This is a genomic window from Bradyrhizobium iriomotense, from assembly GCF_018130765.1.
Lineage (GTDB): Bacteria > Pseudomonadota > Alphaproteobacteria > Rhizobiales > Xanthobacteraceae > Bradyrhizobium > Bradyrhizobium iriomotense_A.
The window spans coordinates 241,451-259,256 of the sequence record NZ_JAFCJZ010000006.1; the positions used below are offsets into that span (position 1 = coordinate 241,451).

General features: G+C 66.6%; 13 protein-coding genes. 8 read left to right on the forward strand and 5 right to left on the reverse strand.

Annotated features, from left to right (window positions below; translation table 11 throughout):
* Positions 1-33: 33 nt before the first annotated feature.
* The 8 genes from ccmE to JQ635_RS13930 all read left to right on the forward strand — a co-directional run bounded on the left by ccmE (position 34) and on the right by JQ635_RS13930 (position 11,656).
* Positions 34-525 carry a cytochrome c maturation protein CcmE gene (ccmE, locus tag JQ635_RS13895; protein WP_211410426.1) on the forward strand — a complete coding sequence of 164 codons (492 nt, stop codon included), beginning with the start codon at positions 34-36 and terminating at the stop codon, positions 523-525.
* Positions 522-2,504, forward strand: coding sequence for a heme lyase CcmF/NrfE family subunit (locus tag JQ635_RS13900; protein WP_211410427.1), 1,983 nt, complete (start codon positions 522-524; stop codon positions 2,502-2,504). Before ccmE ends, JQ635_RS13900 begins: the two co-directional genes overlap by 4 nt.
* A gap of 4 nt (positions 2,505-2,508) precedes the next feature.
* Positions 2,509-2,991, forward strand: a complete 483-nt coding sequence (locus JQ635_RS13905) for a cytochrome c-type biogenesis protein (RefSeq protein ID WP_211410428.1) — start codon at positions 2,509-2,511, stop codon at positions 2,989-2,991.
* A 128-nt stretch (positions 2,992-3,119) separates the two neighbouring features.
* The gene (locus JQ635_RS13910; protein WP_211410429.1) at positions 3,120-4,463 is read left to right on the forward strand and encodes a methyl-accepting chemotaxis protein; all 1,344 of its coding nucleotides are present in this window, start codon (positions 3,120-3,122) and stop codon (positions 4,461-4,463) included.
* Between the two features lie 222 nt (positions 4,464-4,685).
* Positions 4,686-6,266 carry a Do family serine endopeptidase gene (locus JQ635_RS13915; RefSeq protein WP_211410430.1) on the forward strand — a complete coding sequence of 527 codons (1,581 nt, stop codon included), beginning with the start codon at positions 4,686-4,688 and terminating at the stop codon, positions 6,264-6,266.
* A 281-nt stretch (positions 6,267-6,547) separates the two neighbouring features.
* Positions 6,548-7,228, forward strand: coding sequence for a response regulator transcription factor (locus tag JQ635_RS13920; RefSeq protein WP_130367940.1), 681 nt, complete (start codon positions 6,548-6,550; stop codon positions 7,226-7,228).
* Positions 7,212-8,672 (forward strand): sensor histidine kinase, encoded by a 1,461-nt coding sequence (locus tag JQ635_RS13925; protein WP_211410431.1) that lies wholly within the window; start codon positions 7,212-7,214, stop codon positions 8,670-8,672. Before JQ635_RS13920 ends, JQ635_RS13925 begins: the two co-directional genes overlap by 17 nt.
* Positions 8,669-11,656, forward strand: coding sequence for a bifunctional [glutamine synthetase] adenylyltransferase/[glutamine synthetase]-adenylyl-L-tyrosine phosphorylase (locus tag JQ635_RS13930; protein ID WP_211410432.1), 2,988 nt, complete (start codon positions 8,669-8,671; stop codon positions 11,654-11,656). Before JQ635_RS13925 ends, JQ635_RS13930 begins: the two co-directional genes overlap by 4 nt.
* Here the strand turns inward: JQ635_RS13930 and JQ635_RS13935 are convergent.
* From JQ635_RS13935 to JQ635_RS13955, 5 genes are read right to left on the reverse strand one after another with little or no spacing between them, the layout of a single operon-like run.
* The gene (locus JQ635_RS13935) at positions 11,613-11,846 is read right to left on the reverse strand and encodes a formate dehydrogenase subunit delta (protein ID WP_211410433.1); all 234 of its coding nucleotides are present in this window, start codon (positions 11,844-11,846) and stop codon (positions 11,613-11,615) included. The two genes, JQ635_RS13930 and JQ635_RS13935, sit on opposite strands and share 44 nt — an antisense overlap.
* Positions 11,836-12,663: a formate dehydrogenase accessory sulfurtransferase FdhD gene (gene fdhD / locus JQ635_RS13940; RefSeq protein WP_211410434.1), complete on the reverse strand. Its 828-nt coding sequence runs from the start codon at positions 12,661-12,663 to the stop codon at positions 11,836-11,838. The genes JQ635_RS13935 and fdhD overlap by 11 nt, the downstream gene beginning before the upstream one ends.
* A 4-nt stretch (positions 12,664-12,667) precedes the next feature.
* Entirely contained in the window at positions 12,668-15,541 is a 2,874-nt protein-coding gene (gene fdhF / locus JQ635_RS13945) for a formate dehydrogenase subunit alpha (protein ID WP_211410435.1), read from the reverse strand.
* A gap of 10 nt (positions 15,542-15,551) precedes the next feature.
* On the reverse strand, positions 15,552-17,108 hold the full coding sequence (locus JQ635_RS13950; RefSeq protein WP_211410436.1) for a formate dehydrogenase beta subunit: 1,557 nt from the start codon (positions 17,106-17,108) through the stop codon (positions 15,552-15,554).
* Entirely contained in the window at positions 17,105-17,593 is a 489-nt protein-coding gene (locus tag JQ635_RS13955) for a formate dehydrogenase subunit gamma (RefSeq protein WP_211410437.1), read from the reverse strand. The genes JQ635_RS13950 and JQ635_RS13955 overlap by 4 nt, the downstream gene beginning before the upstream one ends.
* Between the last annotated feature and the right edge of the window lie 213 nt (positions 17,594-17,806).

Sequence of the window (17,806 nt, forward strand, 5' to 3'; positions counted from 1 at the left end):
TTCGGGACGGGACGAGCGGAGAACGGATACGCCATGACGCGCAAGCAGCGACGTATGACCATCATCGGCGGCTCGCTCGCCGTGCTCGCGCTCGCGGCCGCGCTGGTGCTCAACGCACTGCGCGATTCCATCGTGTTTTTCTCGACCCCGACCATGGTCGCCGAGAAGCACGTCGCGCCCGGCAAGCGGTTTCGCCTCGGCGGGCTGGTGCAGCCCGGCTCGCTCCAGCGCGGCGACAATCTCGCGGTGACCTTCGAGGTCGCCGACGGCAGCGCCAAGCTTCCCGTCGCCTACAAGGGCATCCTGCCCGACCTGTTCCGCGAAGGGCAGGGCGTCGTCGCCGAAGGTGCGCTCGACGCCAGCGGCGTGTTCAAGGCCGACACCGTGCTCGCCAAGCATGATGAAACCTACATGCCCAAGGACGTCGCCGATGCCCTGAAGAAGCAGGGGCACTGGAAGGACGACTACGGTGCCAAGCCCGCGGCGACGACCGCGCAGGGCAATCCGCAGGGAGCTGTGCGGTGATCGCAGAGTCCGGACATTACGCGCTGGTGCTGGCGCTTGGCCTTGCGCTGATCCAGTCCATCGTACCGCTGATCGGCGCGCGCTTGCGCGATGACGCGCTGATGAACGTGGCGCGTTCCACCGCGCTGGCGCAGCTGCTGTTCGTCGGCGCGTCGTTCGTCGCGCTGGTGATGCTGCACGTCAATTCGGACTTCTCCGTCGCCAATGTCTACGAGAATTCCCACTCCATGAAGCCGCTGATCTACAAGATCACCGGCGTGTGGGGAAACCACGAAGGCTCGATGCTGCTGTGGGTGTCGATCCTCGCGCTGTTCGGCGGATTGGTCGCAGCGTTCGGCAATAATCTGCCGCTGTCGCTGCGCGCGCATGTGCTCGCCGTGCAGGCCTGGATCGCCAGCGCATTCTATCTCTTCATCCTGGTGACCTCGAACCCGTTCCTGCGCATCGCCAATCCGCCGATCGAGGGGCGCGATCTCAATCCTGTGCTTCAGGACATCGGCCTCGCCGTGCATCCGCCGATGCTCTATCTCGGCTATGTCGGCTTCTCGATCTCGTTCTCCTTCGCCATCGCGGCGCTGATGGAGGGACGGATCGACGCGGCCTGGGCGCGCTGGGTGCGGCCCTGGACGCTGGTCGCCTGGATCTTCCTGACGCTCGGCATCGCCATGGGCTCCTACTGGGCCTATTACGAGCTCGGCTGGGGCGGCTGGTGGTTCTGGGATCCGGTCGAGAACGCCTCGCTGATGCCGTGGCTCGCCGGCACCGCGCTGCTGCATTCGGCGCTGGTGATGGAGAAGCGCAACGCGCTGAAGGTCTGGACCATCCTGCTCTCGATCCTGACCTTCTCGCTGTCGCTGCTCGGCACCTTCCTGGTCCGCTCGGGCGTCATCACCTCCGTGCACGCCTTCGCCACGGATCCGACCCGCGGCGTCTTCATTCTGCTGATCCTCTGCCTGTTCATCGGCGGCAGCCTGTCGCTGTTCGCGGACCGCGCCACGTCGCTGAAGCAGGGCGGCCTGTTCGCGCCGATCTCGCGCGAAGGCGCGCTGGTGCTGAACAATCTCTTGCTCACGGTCGCCTGTGCAGTCGTGCTGTTCGGCACGCTCTATCCGCTGGCGATGGAGATGCTCGCCGATTTCAAGATGTCGGTCGGCGCGCCCTTCTACAACCTCACCTTCGCGCCGCTGTTTGCCCTGCTGCTGCTCGCCGTGCCGTTCGGCCCGATGCTGGCGTGGAAGCGAGGCGACCTGCTCGGCGTCACCCAGCGCCTGCTCGCAGCCGGTATCGCCGGCCTCGTCGCCGTCGCCATTGTCTGGGGCTGGGCGAGCGGCGGAGCTACGCTGGCGCCGCTCGCGATCGGACTGGGCGTCTTCGTCATCGCCGGCGCCATTACCGACCTCGTCGAACGGACCGGCCTCGTTCGGCTGCCGTTCGCGACGGTGTTGCACCGGGCGCGCGGCTTGCCGCGCTCGGCCTGGGGCACGGCGTTCGCGCATGCCGGCCTCGGCGTAGCGCTGATCGGCATCGTCTGCGAGACCACCTGGAACAGCGAATATATCGCGACCATGAAGCAGAACGAGGTCGCCCATATCGCCGGCTACGACGTGAAGCTCGACGGGCTGTTCCATCGCCAGGGCCCGAACTACCGCGAGATGATCGCCGAGTTCAACGTCAGCCGCGACGGCGAGACGCTGAGCGTCATGACGCCGTCCAAGCGCAGCTTCACCACGCGCGGCTCGTCAACCACCGAGGCCGCGCTGCTGACGCGCGGCGCGAGCCAGCTCTACATCTCGCTCGGCGACGCCACCGCCGAGGGCGCCATTGCCGTGCGCATCTATCACAAGCCGCTGGTGCTCCTGATCTGGTGGGGGCCGGTGCTGATGGCGTTCGGCGGCGTGCTGTCGCTGTCCGACCGGCGCCTGCGGGTCGGCGCGCCGAAGCCGGCGCGGGCCAAGCAGCGCCTGCAGCCTGCGGAGTGATCCGATGCGCCGGATGATGGCCGCGTTCGTCGCGTTGATGCTGCTGGCTTCGCCCGCGGCGTACGCCGTGCAGCCCGACGAGATCATGTCGGATCCCGTGAAGGAGGGGCGCGCGCGCGAATTGTCGCGCGAGCTGCGCTGCATGGTCTGTCAGAACCAGTCGATCGACGATTCCGATGCGCCACTGGCACGCGACCTGCGCCTCCTGGTGCGCGAGCGCATCGCGGCCGGCGACAGCAATTCGCAGGTGCTCGACTTCCTGGTCGCGCGCTACGGCGAGTTCGTGCTGCTCAAGCCGCGCTTCGAGCGGCAGACCCTGCTGCTGTGGCTGCTCGCGCCGCTGCTGCTGATCGGCGGCGGCCTGGCGCTGTGGCTGCAAATCCGCCGTCGCGCGCGCGGTGGTGCGAACGTACCGGCTCCGCCGCTCACGCCCGACGAGCAGGCAAGGCTCGCCGCCTTGATGTCGGACGACGCCAAATCTCCCTAGCTGCCTCACGTCGTCCTGGCTACGTAATGATACGTAGGCCGCCGGCCGTCGTCCGCGCGTTTCATCCTATGTTGACCTTTGTCTGGAAGCTTGTCGCGAGATTCGATTCCAGCCTCTGAGTCCTCGAGATGTTCGCGAACAGCAATCTGACGATCCGCTTCCTGGTCGGCGCCGTCGTCGCTGCATTATTGTTCCTGCTGGGCATCGGCGGCGGCACCGGCTTCGTCGCGGTGCTCTATCTCAACAACGAGATCACCAGCCTGTCGTCGGACTTTGCCGCGTTGAGCGGCCCGGCGCGTGACCATGCGATGCAGATCTACCAGCAGGCGCAGACCGCGTTCTCGTATTTCCTGATCGCCTGCGGCGTGATCGCGGTGGTGGCTTTCGCGATCTGCCTCACCACCTGGTTCGCGGTGCGCAACGGCATCCTCAATCCCCTGGCGGCGATCGTGCATGCCATGCGCGAGGTCGCCGACCAGAAGTTCGAGACGTCAGTTCCGGGACTCGGCGGCACCAATGAGATCGGACTGCTTGCCGGCGCGCTCGAGGTCTTCAAGACCAACGGTCTGGAGCGGCGGCGCCTCACCGAGCAGCAGTTGCAGGAGGCGCAGCACCAGGCCGAGCGGTCGAGATTCCTCGACGAGCGGATCAAGCGTTTCAACGATCTCGTCGCCAGCGTGGTCGACAGCGTGGCCTCGTCTGCGGTGCATCTGAAGCGCAACGCCGAGACCTTGTCGCGGACCGCCAACGACACCAGCACCAAGGCCAACGCGGTGGCGAGCGGCGCGAGCCAGGCCAGCGCCAGCGTGCAGACGGTTGCGGGCTCCGCCGAGGAGATGACGAATTCGATCGGCACGATCAGCCGCCGCGTCACCGATGCGACCCAGCGCGCCGAGGGCGCGGCAAGCCAGGCTGAGAAGAGCCGCGACACCATCCACACGCTGTCCGACGCCGCCGACAAGATCGGCGAGGTCGTGCAGCTCGTGCAGGCAATCGCCTCGCAGACCAATCTGCTCGCGCTCAACGCCACCATCGAGGCGGCGCGGGCTGGCGAAGCCGGCAAGGGCTTTGCCGTGGTGGCCTCCGAAGTGAAGAACCTGGCGCACCAGACCAGCAAGGCGACAGAGGAGATCACCTCCCATGTCGCCAGCATCCAGGGCATCACCGCGGAGACGCGCGGGGCGATCGACGGCATCTCGAAGACGCTGTCGGAGATTTCGTCGATCATGTCCGGCATCGAGGTCGACACCGCCCAGCAGCGCACCGCGACGCAAGACATCACCCGCAGCGCGCAGGATGCCGCACAGGGAACGCTGGACGTCTCCAATCACATCGCCCAGATCACCTCGACCTCGGCGGAGACCGGGCGCATGGCGGCCGAGGCGCGGGATTCCGCCGTCGATCTGTCGCAGCAGGCCGAGACTTTGAAGCGTGAAGTCGACGAGTTCATCGTCAGCGTCCGGGCCAGTTAAGGCGCGCCAAAACCTCGCTCGGTGCCGGTCACCGGAACTCGACTAAGTTCCTGTGGAACCACGATTTTCGGCCTGCGCTAAACTGCCGCATCCGTAGCTCGGGATCATTACAAAAGTTTAACCCCGCCGCCAGCGCACGGTAAGGCGGGAGCCCCCATCTTCAGGTCCGCAAGGTGCCGACATCCGGCACCAAAATGAATTCAAGGCCCTGGAGATTTCTGCATGACCGAACGTCCCGACCTCTCGAACCTTCCGTCCTACCGGCAGCCGCGCCGGTCGGTCTTCTCCGCGCGCAAGCTCGCACTGATGGCCTCGGTTGTCGCCGGCCTCGGCGCTGCCGTCTACGGCTTCAGCCCGTCGGTGTCGCCGGCTGACCTGTTCTCCAGCCCGGCCCATGCGCAGGTCAACAACGAGGTTCGCAAGGTCGAACGTCCGGTCGGTTTCGCCGACATCGTCGAGCGCGTGAAGCCGTCGGTGATCTCGGTGAAGGTCAACATCAAGGAGAAGACCGCGAGCAACGATGATGGCGACGACGCACAGTCGCCGTTCCAGCCGGGCTCGCCGATGGAGCGCTTCTTCCGCCGCTTCGGCGGTCCGGATGGCATTCCCGGCCTGAAGGGCGGTGGCCGTGGCCGCGTCGTGCAGGGCCAGGGCTCCGGCTTCTTCATCTCGGCTGACGGCTTTGCCGTGACCAACAACCACGTGGTCGACGGCGCCGACAAGGTCGAGGTCACCACCGACGACGGCAAGACCTACACCGCCAAGGTGATCGGCACCGACCAGCGCACCGACCTCGCTTTGATCAAGGTCGAGGGCGGCTCGAACTTCCCGTTCGCCAAGCTTGCCGACGCCAAGCCGCGGATCGGCGACTGGGTGCTCGCGGTCGGCAATCCCTTCGGTCTCGGTGGCACCGTGACCGCCGGCATCGTCTCGGCCAGCGGCCGCGATATCGGCAACGGCCCGTATGACGATTTCATCCAGATCGACGCGCCCGTGAACAAGGGCAATTCCGGCGGTCCGGCCTTCGACACCAACGGCGAAGTGATGGGCGTCAACACCGCGATCTACTCGCCCTCCGGCGGCAGCGTCGGCATCGCGTTCTCGATTCCGGCCAACACCGTCAAGAGCGTGGTGGCCCAGCTCAAGGACAAGGGCTCGGTCAGCCGCGGCTGGATCGGCGTGCAGATCCAGCCCGTCACGTCCGACATCGCCGACAGCCTCGGCATGAAGAAGGCCGAAGGCGCGCTGGTGGCGGAGCCGCAGGCGAACGGTCCGGCGGCGAAGGCCGGCATCGAATCCGGCGACGTGATCACCGCGGTCAACGGTGAATCCGTCAAGGACGCCCGCGAGCTCGCCCGGACCATCGGCGGCATGGCGCCCGGCGCGACCGTCAAGCTCAACGTGCTGCACAAGGGCCAGGACAAGGTCGTGAACATCACCCTCGGCCAGCTGCCGAACACGGTCGAGGCCAAGGCCGACCTCGACAAGGACAGCGGCAAGGGTGCGAACAAGGGCACCGACGTGCCGAAGCTCGGCATGACCGTTGCCCCTGCCAACTCCGTGGCCGGCGCCGGCAAGGAAGGCGTTGTGGTCACCGAAGTCGATCCGAAGAGCGCTGCGGCCGAACGCGGCTTCAAGGAGGGCGACGTGATTCTCGAAGTCGGCGGCAAGAGCGTGGCCACGGCCGGCGAAGTCCGCGACGCCATCAACGCGGCGCGGACCGACAACAAGAACAGCGTCCTGATGCGCGTGAAGAGCGGCGGCCAGTCGCGCTTCGTCGCGATCCCCCTCGCCAAGGGGTAAGCCTCAGGAGGCCCGGGAAACCAAGTGATGAAGGGTGTCGCCGGCATCAGTCGCCCCCGCCGTCGGCGCCCTTCGGGGGAGCAGCGTAAACTTCGCTTCCCCAGCCTACCTTCCGGTGGAATTACGCCCCCCTCCGTCGGAAGGCATAGGGCGGTGAGGTCCCCCCAGCTTCACCGCCCGCCTTTTTCTCGCTTCGACACTCTCCCGCTCGGCTTGCATGCGATTGCCGCTCGCGCCATGTTTAGAGAAGGTTGACCTCCTTGACCGCCGCCGAACGCACGATGCGCCTCCTCATCATTGAAGACGATCGCGAATCCGCCGACTACCTCGTGAAGGCGTTCCGCGAGGTCGGACACATTGCCGACCACGCCGCGGACGGCGAGGAAGGCCTCGCCATGGCCGAGAACGGCGACTATGACGTTCTGGTGGTCGACCGCATGCTGCCCAAGCGCGACGGCCTGTCGCTGATCGGCGCGCTGCGCGACAAGGACAACACGACGCCGGTGCTGATTCTCTCCGCGCTCGGACAGGTCGACGACCGCATCAAGGGCCTGCGCGCCGGCGGCGACGACTATCTGCCAAAACCCTATTCGTTCGCCGAGCTGCTCGCGCGCGTCGAGGTGCTGTCGCGCCGCCGCGGCGGCCCCGCCGAGGACACCCTCTACCGCGTCGGCGATCTCGAGCTCGACCGGCTGTCTCATCGCGTCGCCCGCGGCAAGGACGAGCTGACGCTGCAGCCGCGCGAATTCCGGCTGCTCGAATACCTCATGAAGCATGCCGGCCAGGTGGTGACCCGCACCATGCTCCTGGAGAACGTCTGGGACTATCATTTCGATCCGCAGACCAACGTGATCGACGTGCACATTTCGCGGCTGCGCTCCAAGATCGACAAGGGCTTCGATCGGCCGCTGCTGCACACGATCCGCGGCGCCGGGTACATGATCCGTGACGGCATTCGGTAAACTCGTCCGCACCACGGCATTCCGGCTCACGCTGGTCTATCTGCTGCTGTTCGCGATGTTCGCGGCCTCGCTGCTTGGCTATTTCGCCTGGAATACGCGGCGGCTGATCACCGAGGAGATCACGCAGACGGTGAACGCCGAGACCTCGGAGATCAACGTGATCTATGATCGCGGCGGCATGGTCCGCCTCGTGCGCGCGATCGAGTATCGGGCGCTGCGGCCGGGCGCCAATCTCTATCTGGTGACGACGCCGACCGGGCAGGCGATCGCCGGCAATGTCGGCTCGCTGGCGCCGGGCGTGATGGCGACGCGCGGCTGGTCCGAGACCGCCTACCGGCGGATCGAGGATGCCGATGACCGTGATCACCGTGCACTGGTGCGCGTCACCGAACTCGAAAACGGCTTCCGGCTCCTGATCGGCCGCGACCTCGCCGAGCGGCGGCGCCTGTTCGGCATCGTCGCCAAGGCGGCGCAATGGTCGGTCCTGATCGTGGTCGTGCTCGGCCTCGGCGGCGGCATCTTCGTGGCGCGCAGGGTGCTCCGGCGCATCGACGCGATGACCGGCACCGCGCAGCGCATCATGACCGGCGATCTCAGCGGGCGCCTGCCCGTGGGGCGTAGCGGCGACGAGCTCGATCGCCTCGCGGAAAACCTCAACGCCATGCTGGAGCGGATCGAGGCCTTGATGGCGGGGCTGAAGGAAGTCTCCGACAACATCGCCCACGATCTCAAGACGCCGCTGACGCGCCTGCGCAACCGCGCCGAGGAAGCGCTGGCGAAATCGGGCTGCGAGGCGGATTACCGTGCGGCGCTGGAGCGGACCATCGAGGAATCCGACGGGCTGATCCGCACCTTCAACGCGCTGCTGATGATCGCGCGGGCCGAGTCCGGACAGGCGCGCGGCAACATGGATGATTTCGACGCCGCCGACGTCGCGGGCGGCATCCACGAGCTCTACGAGCCGCTGGCCGAGGACGACGGCATGACCCTGAAGGTCAAGGCCGATCCGACGCCGGTTCACGGCAATCGCGAACTGATCAGCCAGGCGCTCGCCAATCTGGTCGAGAATGCCATCAAATACGGCAAGCCGGTCGCGCAGGCCGGCGGCACCGTGGTCAGCATGGACTCTAGGCAGATCATGATCGAGGCGAAGCGCGAGGGCGACCAGGTGCTGCTCAGCGTCACCGATCGCGGCCCCGGCATTCCCGAAGCTGACCGCAAGCATGCCGTCGAACGATTCGTCCGGCTGGAGGCGAGCCGCACGCTGCCGGGCTCCGGTCTTGGCCTCAGCCTCGCCTCGGCTGTTGCGACGCTGCACGGGGGGGAATTGCGGCTGGGCGATGCCCATCCCGGCCTCGTCGCCACGCTGGTGCTGCCGGCGCGCACGGGCGCGGGCGACAGGGTTGCTCCGCCAATACCGGATGTGCCACAGAAGGTGGCATGAACCACTCCGCGCCGGGAAACGCGGGCAAGCATGGTGAGAGCCTCGCCGCACGCTTCGCGGAGGCTCCCCATATTGTCGCTTCCTCAATCGACGAACGCCGTCTTGAAAACTGGCTGGCCGAGCTCGAGCCGGCACAATCGGCCCGTCTTGGAGCGTTGCTGGTTCATCCCTTCGCCCGGAATATCCTGGCCGGCATCGCGGAGTTCTCGCCCTATCTGTTCGATCTGGTGCGCGCCGATGCGCTGCGCCTGATCCGCCTGCTCGAATGCGATCCGGATGCGCATCTCGCCGCACTGATTGCCGAGGCAAGGGGCGCGGTGTTCGCGGCGCCTGACGAGGCCGAGGTGATGCGACTGCTTCGCCGCATGAAGGCGGAGGCCGCACTGCTGACCGCGCTGTGCGATATCGGCGGCGTCTGGCCGGTGATGCGGGTGACGGCGGCGCTCACCGACGTCGCGGTCTCCTCGGTGCAGGCGGCGCTGCAGTATCAGCTGCGGCAGGAAGCCGCACGTGGAAAGATCCTGCCGCCCAATCCGGAGGCACCGGAAGAAGGCTGCGGCCTGATCGTGCTCGCGATGGGCAAGATGGGCGCAGGCGAGTTGAATTATTCCAGCGACATCGATCTCATCGTGTTCTTCGATCCCGATGCGACGACGCTCGCGCCGGACATCGAGCCGCAGCCGTTCTTTGTCCGGGTGACGCAGGGCATGGCGCGCATCCTCCAGCAGCGCACTTATGACGGCTACGTCTTCCGCGTCGATCTGCGGCTGCGCCCTGATCCGTCCTCGACGCAGGTGGCGATCTCGCGCGACGCCGCGCTGCATTATTACGAGCGGGAAGGGCGCACCTGGGAGCGCGCCGCGATGATCAAGGCGCGCGCCTGTGCCGGCGATGCCAGGGCAGGCGAGGCGCTGCTCGCCGAGATCGCGCCGTTCGTCTGGCGCAAGCATCTCGATTTTGCCGCGCTTGCCGACGTCCACGACATGAAGCGGCAGATGCAGACCTATCGCGGCCAGAGCGAGGTCGCGGTCGAGGGCCACAACGTCAAGGTCGGCCGCGGCGGCATTCGCGAGATCGAGTTCTTCGCGCAGACCCAACAGCTGATCGCCGGCGGCCGCCATCCGCAATTGCGGGTGCGGCCGACGCTCAGGGCGCTCGACGTGCTCGCGACCAGCAACTGGATCACCTTCGCTGCGCGCGATGAGCTCACCACGGCGTACGAATTCCTGCGCCGGGTCGAGCATCGCCTCCAGATGATCGCGGACGAGCAGACCCATGCGCTGCCCGACGACAAGGACGCCGTCGAGCGCTTTGCCCGCTTCTTCGGCTATCCCGATCGCGAAGCCTTTGCGCGCGACCTGCTGCGGCAGCTCGAAATCGTTCAGGGCCACTACGAAAAACTGTTCGAGGGCGATGATCCGACCGGCACGGCAAGTCTGCCGGCTCTGGACTACAGTGCGGGTCCCGATGATCCGCGCCTGCTCCAGCACCTGGCGACGCTCGGATTCAAGAAGCCCGCCGCCGTCGCGCAAACGTTGCGCGACTGGATCACCGGCGACTATCGCGTGTTCCGCAATGAGGCGACGCGCAGCGCCTTCATCGAGTTCGTGCCGGCCCTGATCGACGGTCTCGCGCATGCGGAGGAGCCGGACCGCGCCGTCGTGGCGTTCGATCACTTCCTCGGGGCGCTCCAGCGTGGCGGCCGGCTGATCACACTGCTCGGCCAGAACCGCGATCTCGTCGCGCTCGTGGCGCTGGTGCTGGGCGCGGCCCCGCGGCTCGGTGAGATGCTGGCGCGGCAGCCGCAGCTCATGGACGGCCTGATCGATCCGCGCTTCTTCGGCGCGATGCCGGACAGGCAGGAATTGTCGGGGCGACTCGCCGCCACGGTGCAGGATGCCGCCTCATACGAAGAATTCCTCGATCGCCTGCGTCTGTTTGGGCAGGAGAGCCTGTTCCTGATCGGCACGCGCATCCTGTCCGGCACCGTCTCGGCGCAGCAGGCGAGCACGGCCTTTGCCGATGTCGCCGAGGGAATCGTCCACACCGTGCATGGCCTCGTCGCCGACCGCTTTGCCGCCCAGCACGGCCGGATCAAGGGCCAGGAGACCGCGATCATCGCGATGGGCCGGCTCGGCAGCCGCGAGATGACGGCCTCGTCCGATCTCGACCTGATCCTGCTCTACGATTTCGACGCCGAGAACCCGGACTCGGACGGGACGAAGTCGCTGCAGGGCGCGCATTATTTCGCCCGCTTCACCCAGCGCCTGATCAGCGCCTTCACGACGCGCACCAATTACGGCGTGCTCTACGAGATCGACATGCGGCTGCGTCCGTCAGGGCGCGCCGGCCCGGTGGCGTCGAGCCTTGCTTCCTTCGCGGACTATCAGGCCAACGAGGCCTGGACCTGGGAGCACATGGCGCTGACGCGCGCGCGCGTGGTGTCGGCTTCGCCTGAATTCCGGGAACGGATCGAGCGCGTGATCCGCGATGTCCTGACCCGCCGCCGCGATGGTGCGACCATCGCCAACGACGTCGCCGACATGCGGCGCGCGATCGGCCAGGAGAAGGGCGAGACCGACTATTGGGATCTCAAATATGCCGCCGGCGGCATGATCGACATCGACTTCATCGCGCAATATCTCCAGCTCGTGCATGCCCACGACAAGCCCGGGATCCTCGACGTCAGCACGATGCAGGTGCTGGACAATGCCGCCAAGCTCGGCGTGCTCGCGCAGTCAGAGGCCGAAATCCTGCGTGCGGCGGCGCGCCTCTATCACGATTTGACGCAGATCCTGCGCCTCTGCGTCAGCGACCGCTTCAAGCCGGAAACCGCCGGCACCGATCTGCAGCGCGTCATGGCGCGCGCCGGCGATGCGCCGGACTTCTCCTCGCTGGAGGCGCGGGTGAAGGAAACGCAGGGCGAGGTGCGGCGCGTGTTCAGGGCGTTGCTGGAAGGGACGTCGTCTGCTTCAGCGCGGTGAGGGCTTCGCGCACGTTCGGCTCCAGGCCCGCGCCGCCGGCATCGAGATGGGCGAAGATCGCGCGCTTCATCCGGGGATCCCAGAACTTCTTGATGTGCTCGGCGATCCCCGGCACGGCCTTGTCGTGGCCCTGGCTCTGAAAGAACTTGCCGATCTGGTTGGCCATGTAGATCAGGCGGTCAGGCGACATCGGCAACCTCCGTGGCATGGCGGGCGACGATCCGGCCACCATGCGAAAACACTTCGAACCCGTCCTGGCGGGCAATGGCGATCAGGGTGATGCCCGCGGCTTCCGCCGTGCGCACCGCGAGCGCGGTCGGCGCGGACACCGCGACCATCACCGGCGCGCCGATCGCGGCGGTCTTCTGCACCATCTCGACCGACACCCGGCTCGTCAGCAGCACCATGCCGCCACTTGCATCGGTGCGGCTGCGCGCCAGGGCGCCGGCGAGCTTGTCCAGCGCATTGTGGCGGCCGACGTCCTCGCGCAGTGCGACGATGTTACCGGCAGGGGACCAGAATGCGGCGGCGTGAACGGCGCGGGTTTGCAGATTGATCGATTGCAGCGGCGCGATCGCCTGCATCGCCGCCATGATTTCTTCCGGCGTGAAGCTCTGCCCCTGCGGTACGACCGCCGCGGGGCGCACCGCTTCGGCAATGGACTCGATGCCGCAGATGCCGCAGCCGGTGGGACCTGCGACGTGGCGGCGGCGCTCGCTGATGAGCGCTGCATCTTCCGGTGCCAGCCACATCCTGAGCTCGATGCCGTCGTCGAGGCGGACCACCTCGAGCGACTTGATGTCGTCGACCGACTTGATGATGCCTTCGTCGAGACTGAAGCCGACGGCAAAATCCTCGAGGTTCTGCGGCGTCCCCATCATGACGGCGTAGGTGCCGCCATTATAGGTCAGCGCCAGCGGCGTCTCCTCGGGGATCAGCCGTGCTCCTTCGGACGCGACGCCGTTGCGCCAGATGTCGCGATCGATGGCCTGGACCGCTACGTGCATGCCGTTACTCCGCGGCCTCGGCCGGTACGATGCGGCGGGATTGCCGCGCCTGCGCGTCATAGGCCTTCTGCCAGTCGGACGGGCCGTTCGAGGGCGAGATCTGCACCGCCGTCACCTTGTATTCGGGGCAGTTGGTCGCCCAGTCCGAATAGTCCGTGGTGATGACGTTGGCCTGCGTGTCCGGGTGGTGGAAGGTGGTGTAGACGACGCCCGGCGCGACGCGGTCGGTGATCTCCGCGCGCAGCGTGGTCTCGCCGGCGCGGCTCTTCAGCCGCACCCAGTCGCCGTCGCGCACGCCGCGCTGCTCGGCGTCGTGCGGGTGGATCTCGAGCCGGTCCTCGGCATGCCAGACCACGTTGTCGGTACGCCGCGTCTGCGCGCCGACATTGTACTGGCTGAGGATGCGGCCCGTGGTCAGCAGCAGCGGATAGCGCGGGCCGGTGCGCTCGTCGGTCGCGACATATTCGGTGACGACGAACTTGCCCTTGCCGCGGACGAAGCCGTCGATATGCATCACCGGCGTGCCCTCGGGCGCCTTCTCGTTGCAGGGCCACTGCACCGAGCCGAGCTCTTCCAGCTTGGCATAGGAGACGCCGGCGAAGGTCGGGGTCAGCGCCGCGATCTCGTCCATGATCTCCGAGGGGTGGCTGTAGTTCATCTCGAAGCCCATCGCCTTGGCAAGGCCGATGGTGACCTCCCAGTCGGCGAGGCCGTTCTTTGGCGTCATCACCTTGCGCACGCGCTGGATGCGGCGCTCGGCGTTGGTGAAGGTGCCGTCCTTCTCCAGGAAGCTCGAGCCGGGCAGGAAGACGTGGGCGTAGTTCGCGGTCTCGTTCAGGAAGAGGTCGTGGACGATGACGCATTCCATCGCCGACAGCGCCGCCACGACGTGGCTGGTGTTGGGATCGGACTGCAGGATGTCCTCGCCCTGCACGTAGATGCCCATGAACGTGCCTTCGACCGCGGCATCGAACATGTTGGGAATGCGCAGGCCGGGCTCGGGGTTGAGCTTGACGTTCCACAGCGCCTCGAACTGGTCGCGCACGGCATCGCCCGAGATGTGGCGATAGCCGGGCAACTCGTGCGGGAACGAGCCCATGTCGCAGGAGCCCTGCACGTTGTTCTGGCCGCGCAGCGGGTTCACGCCGACGCCGGGGCGGCCGATATTGCCTGTTACCATCGCAAGGTTGGCGATCGCGATCACGGTGGTCGAACCCTGGCTGTGCTCGGTGACGCCGAGGCCATAATAGATCGCGCCGTTGCCGCCGGTGGCGTAGGTGCGGGCCGCCTCACGCAGATCCTTGGGATCGACGCCGGTGAGGATGGCGGTGGCTTCCGGGCTGTTGTTCGGCTGGGCGACGAAGGCGGCCCATTCCTCGAACTCGGCCCAGTCGCAGCGCTCGCGCACGAAAGCTTCGTTGACGAGACCCTCGGTCACGATGACATGCGCCAGCGCGGTCATCACCGCGACATTGGTGCCGGGCATCAGGGGCAAATGCAGCGCCTTTACATGCGGCGATTCCACCATCTCGGTGCGGCGCGGATCGATCACGATCAGCTTGGCACCCTGGCGCAGCCGCTTCTTCAGGCGCGATGCGAAGACGGGGTGGGCGGACGCCGGGTTGGCGCCGATCACGACCACGACGTCGGTGTCCTCGACCGAGTCGAAGTCCTGCGTGCCGGCGGAGGTGCCGAAGGTGGTGGCGAGGCCATAACCGGTCGGCGAGTGGCAGACGCGGGCGCAGGTGTCGACATTGTTGTTGCCGAAGCCGGCGCGGATCAGCTTCTGCACCAGATAGGTCTCTTCATTGGTGCAGCGGGAGGAGGTGATGCCGCCGATGGCGTCGCGGCCGTACTTCTTCTGGATGCCGCGCATCTTGGCGGCGGCAAACGAGAACGCTTCATCCCAGGAGACTTCCTTCCAGGGATCCTCGATCCGCTCGCGGATCATGGGTTTAAGAATGCGTTCCTTGTGGTTGGTGTAGCCCCAGGCGAAGCGACCCTTGACGCAGGAATGGCCGCGATTGGCCTTGCCGTCCTTGTAGGGCACCATGCGCACCACTTCCTCGCCGCGCATCTCGGCCTTGAAGGCGCAGCCGACGCCGCAATAGGCGCAGGTGGTGACCACCGAGTGCTCGGGCTGGCCGATCTCGATCACGGACTTTTCCGTCAGCGTCGCCGTCGGGCAGGCCTGCACGCAGGCGCCGCAGGAGACGCATTCGGAGCCGAGGAAGCTCTCGCTCATGCCCGGCGAGACCCGGCTGTCGAAGCCGCGGCCGGAGATCGTCAGCGCGAAGGTGCCCTGCACCTCCTCGCAGGCGCGGACGCAGCGCGAGCAGACGATGCACTTGGAGGGATCGTAGGTGAAGTACGGATTGGACTCATCCTTCGGCATCCAGTGGTCGTTGTCGCAGCCGTGGGACTTGGCGAAGACGTGGTTCTCGCCCTCATAGCCGTAGCGCACGTCGCGCAGGCCCACGGCGCCGGCCATGTCCTGCAATTCGCAATCGCCATTGGCGCCGCAGGTGAGGCAGTCGAGCGGATGGTCGGAGATGTAGAGCTCCATCACGCCCTTGCGCAGCTTCTTCAGCCGCTCGGTCTGGGTGTGCACGACGAGGCCGTTCATGACCGGCGTGGTGCACGAGGCCGGCGTGCCGGCGCGTCCCTCGATCTCGACGAGGCAGAGCCGGCAGGAGCCGTATGCGTCGACCATGTCGGTTGCGCACAGCTTCGGGATCTGGTGGCCGGCGTCCATCGCCGCGCGCATGATCGAGGTGCCCTCGGGCACGGTGACCTGGTTGCCGTCGATGGTCAGCGTCACCATCGTCGTCGATTTGGAGCGCGGCGTGCCGTAGTCGATTTCTTCGATCAGAGACATTGTCGTTCTCCTATTCCGCGGCCTGAAGCGTGGTCGGCGCCGGGACGAAATCCTCCCGGAAGTGCTTCAATGCACTGAGCACGGGGTAGGGCGTGAAGCCGCCGAGTGCGCAGAGCGAGCCGAATTTCATGGTGTTGCAGAGGTCCTCGACCAGCGCGAAGTTTTCATGGACGCGCTCGCCGTTGATGATCTTCTCGATGGTCTCGACGCCGCGGGTCGAGCCGATCCGGCACGGCGTGCACTTGCCGCAGGATTCGACGGCGCAGAATTCCATCGCGAAGCGCGCCTGCCTGCGCATGTCGACGCTGTCGTCGAACACGACGATGCCGCCATGGCCGATCAGGCCGTCGCGCGCGGCGAAGGCCTCGTAGTCGAACGGGGTGTCGAACAGGGCGCGCGGGAAATAGGCGCCGAGCGGGCCGCCGACCTGCACCGCACGGACCGGGCGGCCCGTGAACGTGCCGCCGCCGATGTCGTCGACGAGTTCGCCGAGCGTCACGCCGAACGCGGTCTCGAACAGGCCGCCATAGCGGATGTTGCCGGCGAGCTGGATCGGCATCGTGCCGCGCGAGCGGCCCATGCCGAAATCGGCATAGGCCTTGGCGCCCTCGGCGAGGATGAAGGGGATGGCGGCGAACGACAGCACGTTGTTGATCACGGTCGGCTTGCCGAACAGGCCGTGATGGGCCGGCAGCGGCGGCTTGGCGCGCACAATGCCGCGGCGGCCCTCCAGGCTCTCCAGCAGCGAGGTCTCCTCGCCGCAGACATAGGCGCCGGCGCCGACGCGCACTTCGAGGTCGAAGCTGTAGGTCGAACCGCCGATCCTGTCGCCGAGATAGCCGCCGCGCTTGGCAGCCTGGATGGCGGCGTTCATGGCCTCGACCGCGTGCGGATATTCGCTGCGGATGTAGATGTAGCCCTTGGTCGCGCCGACCGTGATGCCGGCGGTGGTCATGCCCTCGATCACCAGGAAGGGGTCGCCTTCCATGATCATGCGGTCGGCAAAGGTGCCGCTGTCGCCCTCGTCGGCGTTGCAGACGATGAATTTGCGGTCGGCCTTCGCCTGCGCGACGGTCTTCCACTTGATGCCGGTCGGGAAGCCCGCGCCGCCGCGGCCGCGCAGGCCGGACGCGGTGACCTCAGCGAGGATCGCCTCCGAGCCGAGCGACAATGCGCGCTCCAGGCCTTTGTAGCCGCCATGAGCGCGGTAGTCGTCGAGCGAGCGCGGATCGATCACGCCGCAGCGGGCGAAGGTGAGGCGGGTCTGGCGCTTCAGCCAGGGGATCTCGTCGGTCGCGCCGAGCCGCAGGAGATGCGGCGTGTTGCTGGCGAGCGCGTCGAGCAGGGAGGGCACATCGGTCTCGGTGACTGGGCCGAAGGCGATCCGGCCCTGCGGGGTCGCAACCTCGACCAGCGGCTCCAGCCAATACATGCCGCGCGAGCCGGTCCTGACGATCTCGATCGCAATGCCGCGCTTGGCCGCAGCCTGTTCCAGCGCCAGCGCGACCTCGTCGGCGCCGACGGCGACCGCGCCTGCATCGCGGGAGACGAATATCCGCATGCTCATCGCTGTGCCTCCGCGACCAGTGCATCGAGGCGCTTCTCGTCAAGCCGGCCGATGAGGCGGCCGTCGAGCATCGCGGACGGGGCAGTCGCGCACAGGCCGAGGCAGTAGATCGGCTCCAGCGTCACGCGATCGTCGGCGGTCGTGTTGCCGAGCGACACGCCGAGCTTGGTCTCGGCGCGCGCGGCCAGTGCGTCGCCACCGGCAGCCTGGCAGGCTTCGGCGCGGCACAGCTTCAGCACGTGGCGGCCGGCCGGCTTGTGACGGAAATCATGGTAGAAGGTGAAGACGCCATGCACGTCGGCGCGCGACAAATTCAGCGCCTGCGCGACCATGGGAATCGCGGCCTCCGGCACGTAGCCGAACGCCTCCTGAAGCGCGTGCAGGATGACCAGCGTCGCGCCTTCCTGGCCGGCATGTTCGGCGATGATCTCGGCGCCGCGCGCTTCGTCCCAAGAATCGTAACGAGGTTCGTAAAGCGTTGTCATTGTTCGTTCTCAACCTGAGCGTTCCTTCAGCGCAAAGTATTTGGAATCATTCGAAGATCAATAAAGCTGTCTCATGCTGCGATTGCGAATTCAGATCGATTTGCAACCGCAATCAGTCGATACGAAATGGTAATGAAAGTTGTATCGGCTGCCGGTTTTTGCGTGTTGGTGCAGGCTCGGCATGCTAGCTTGCATGCCACGACAGAATCCGAG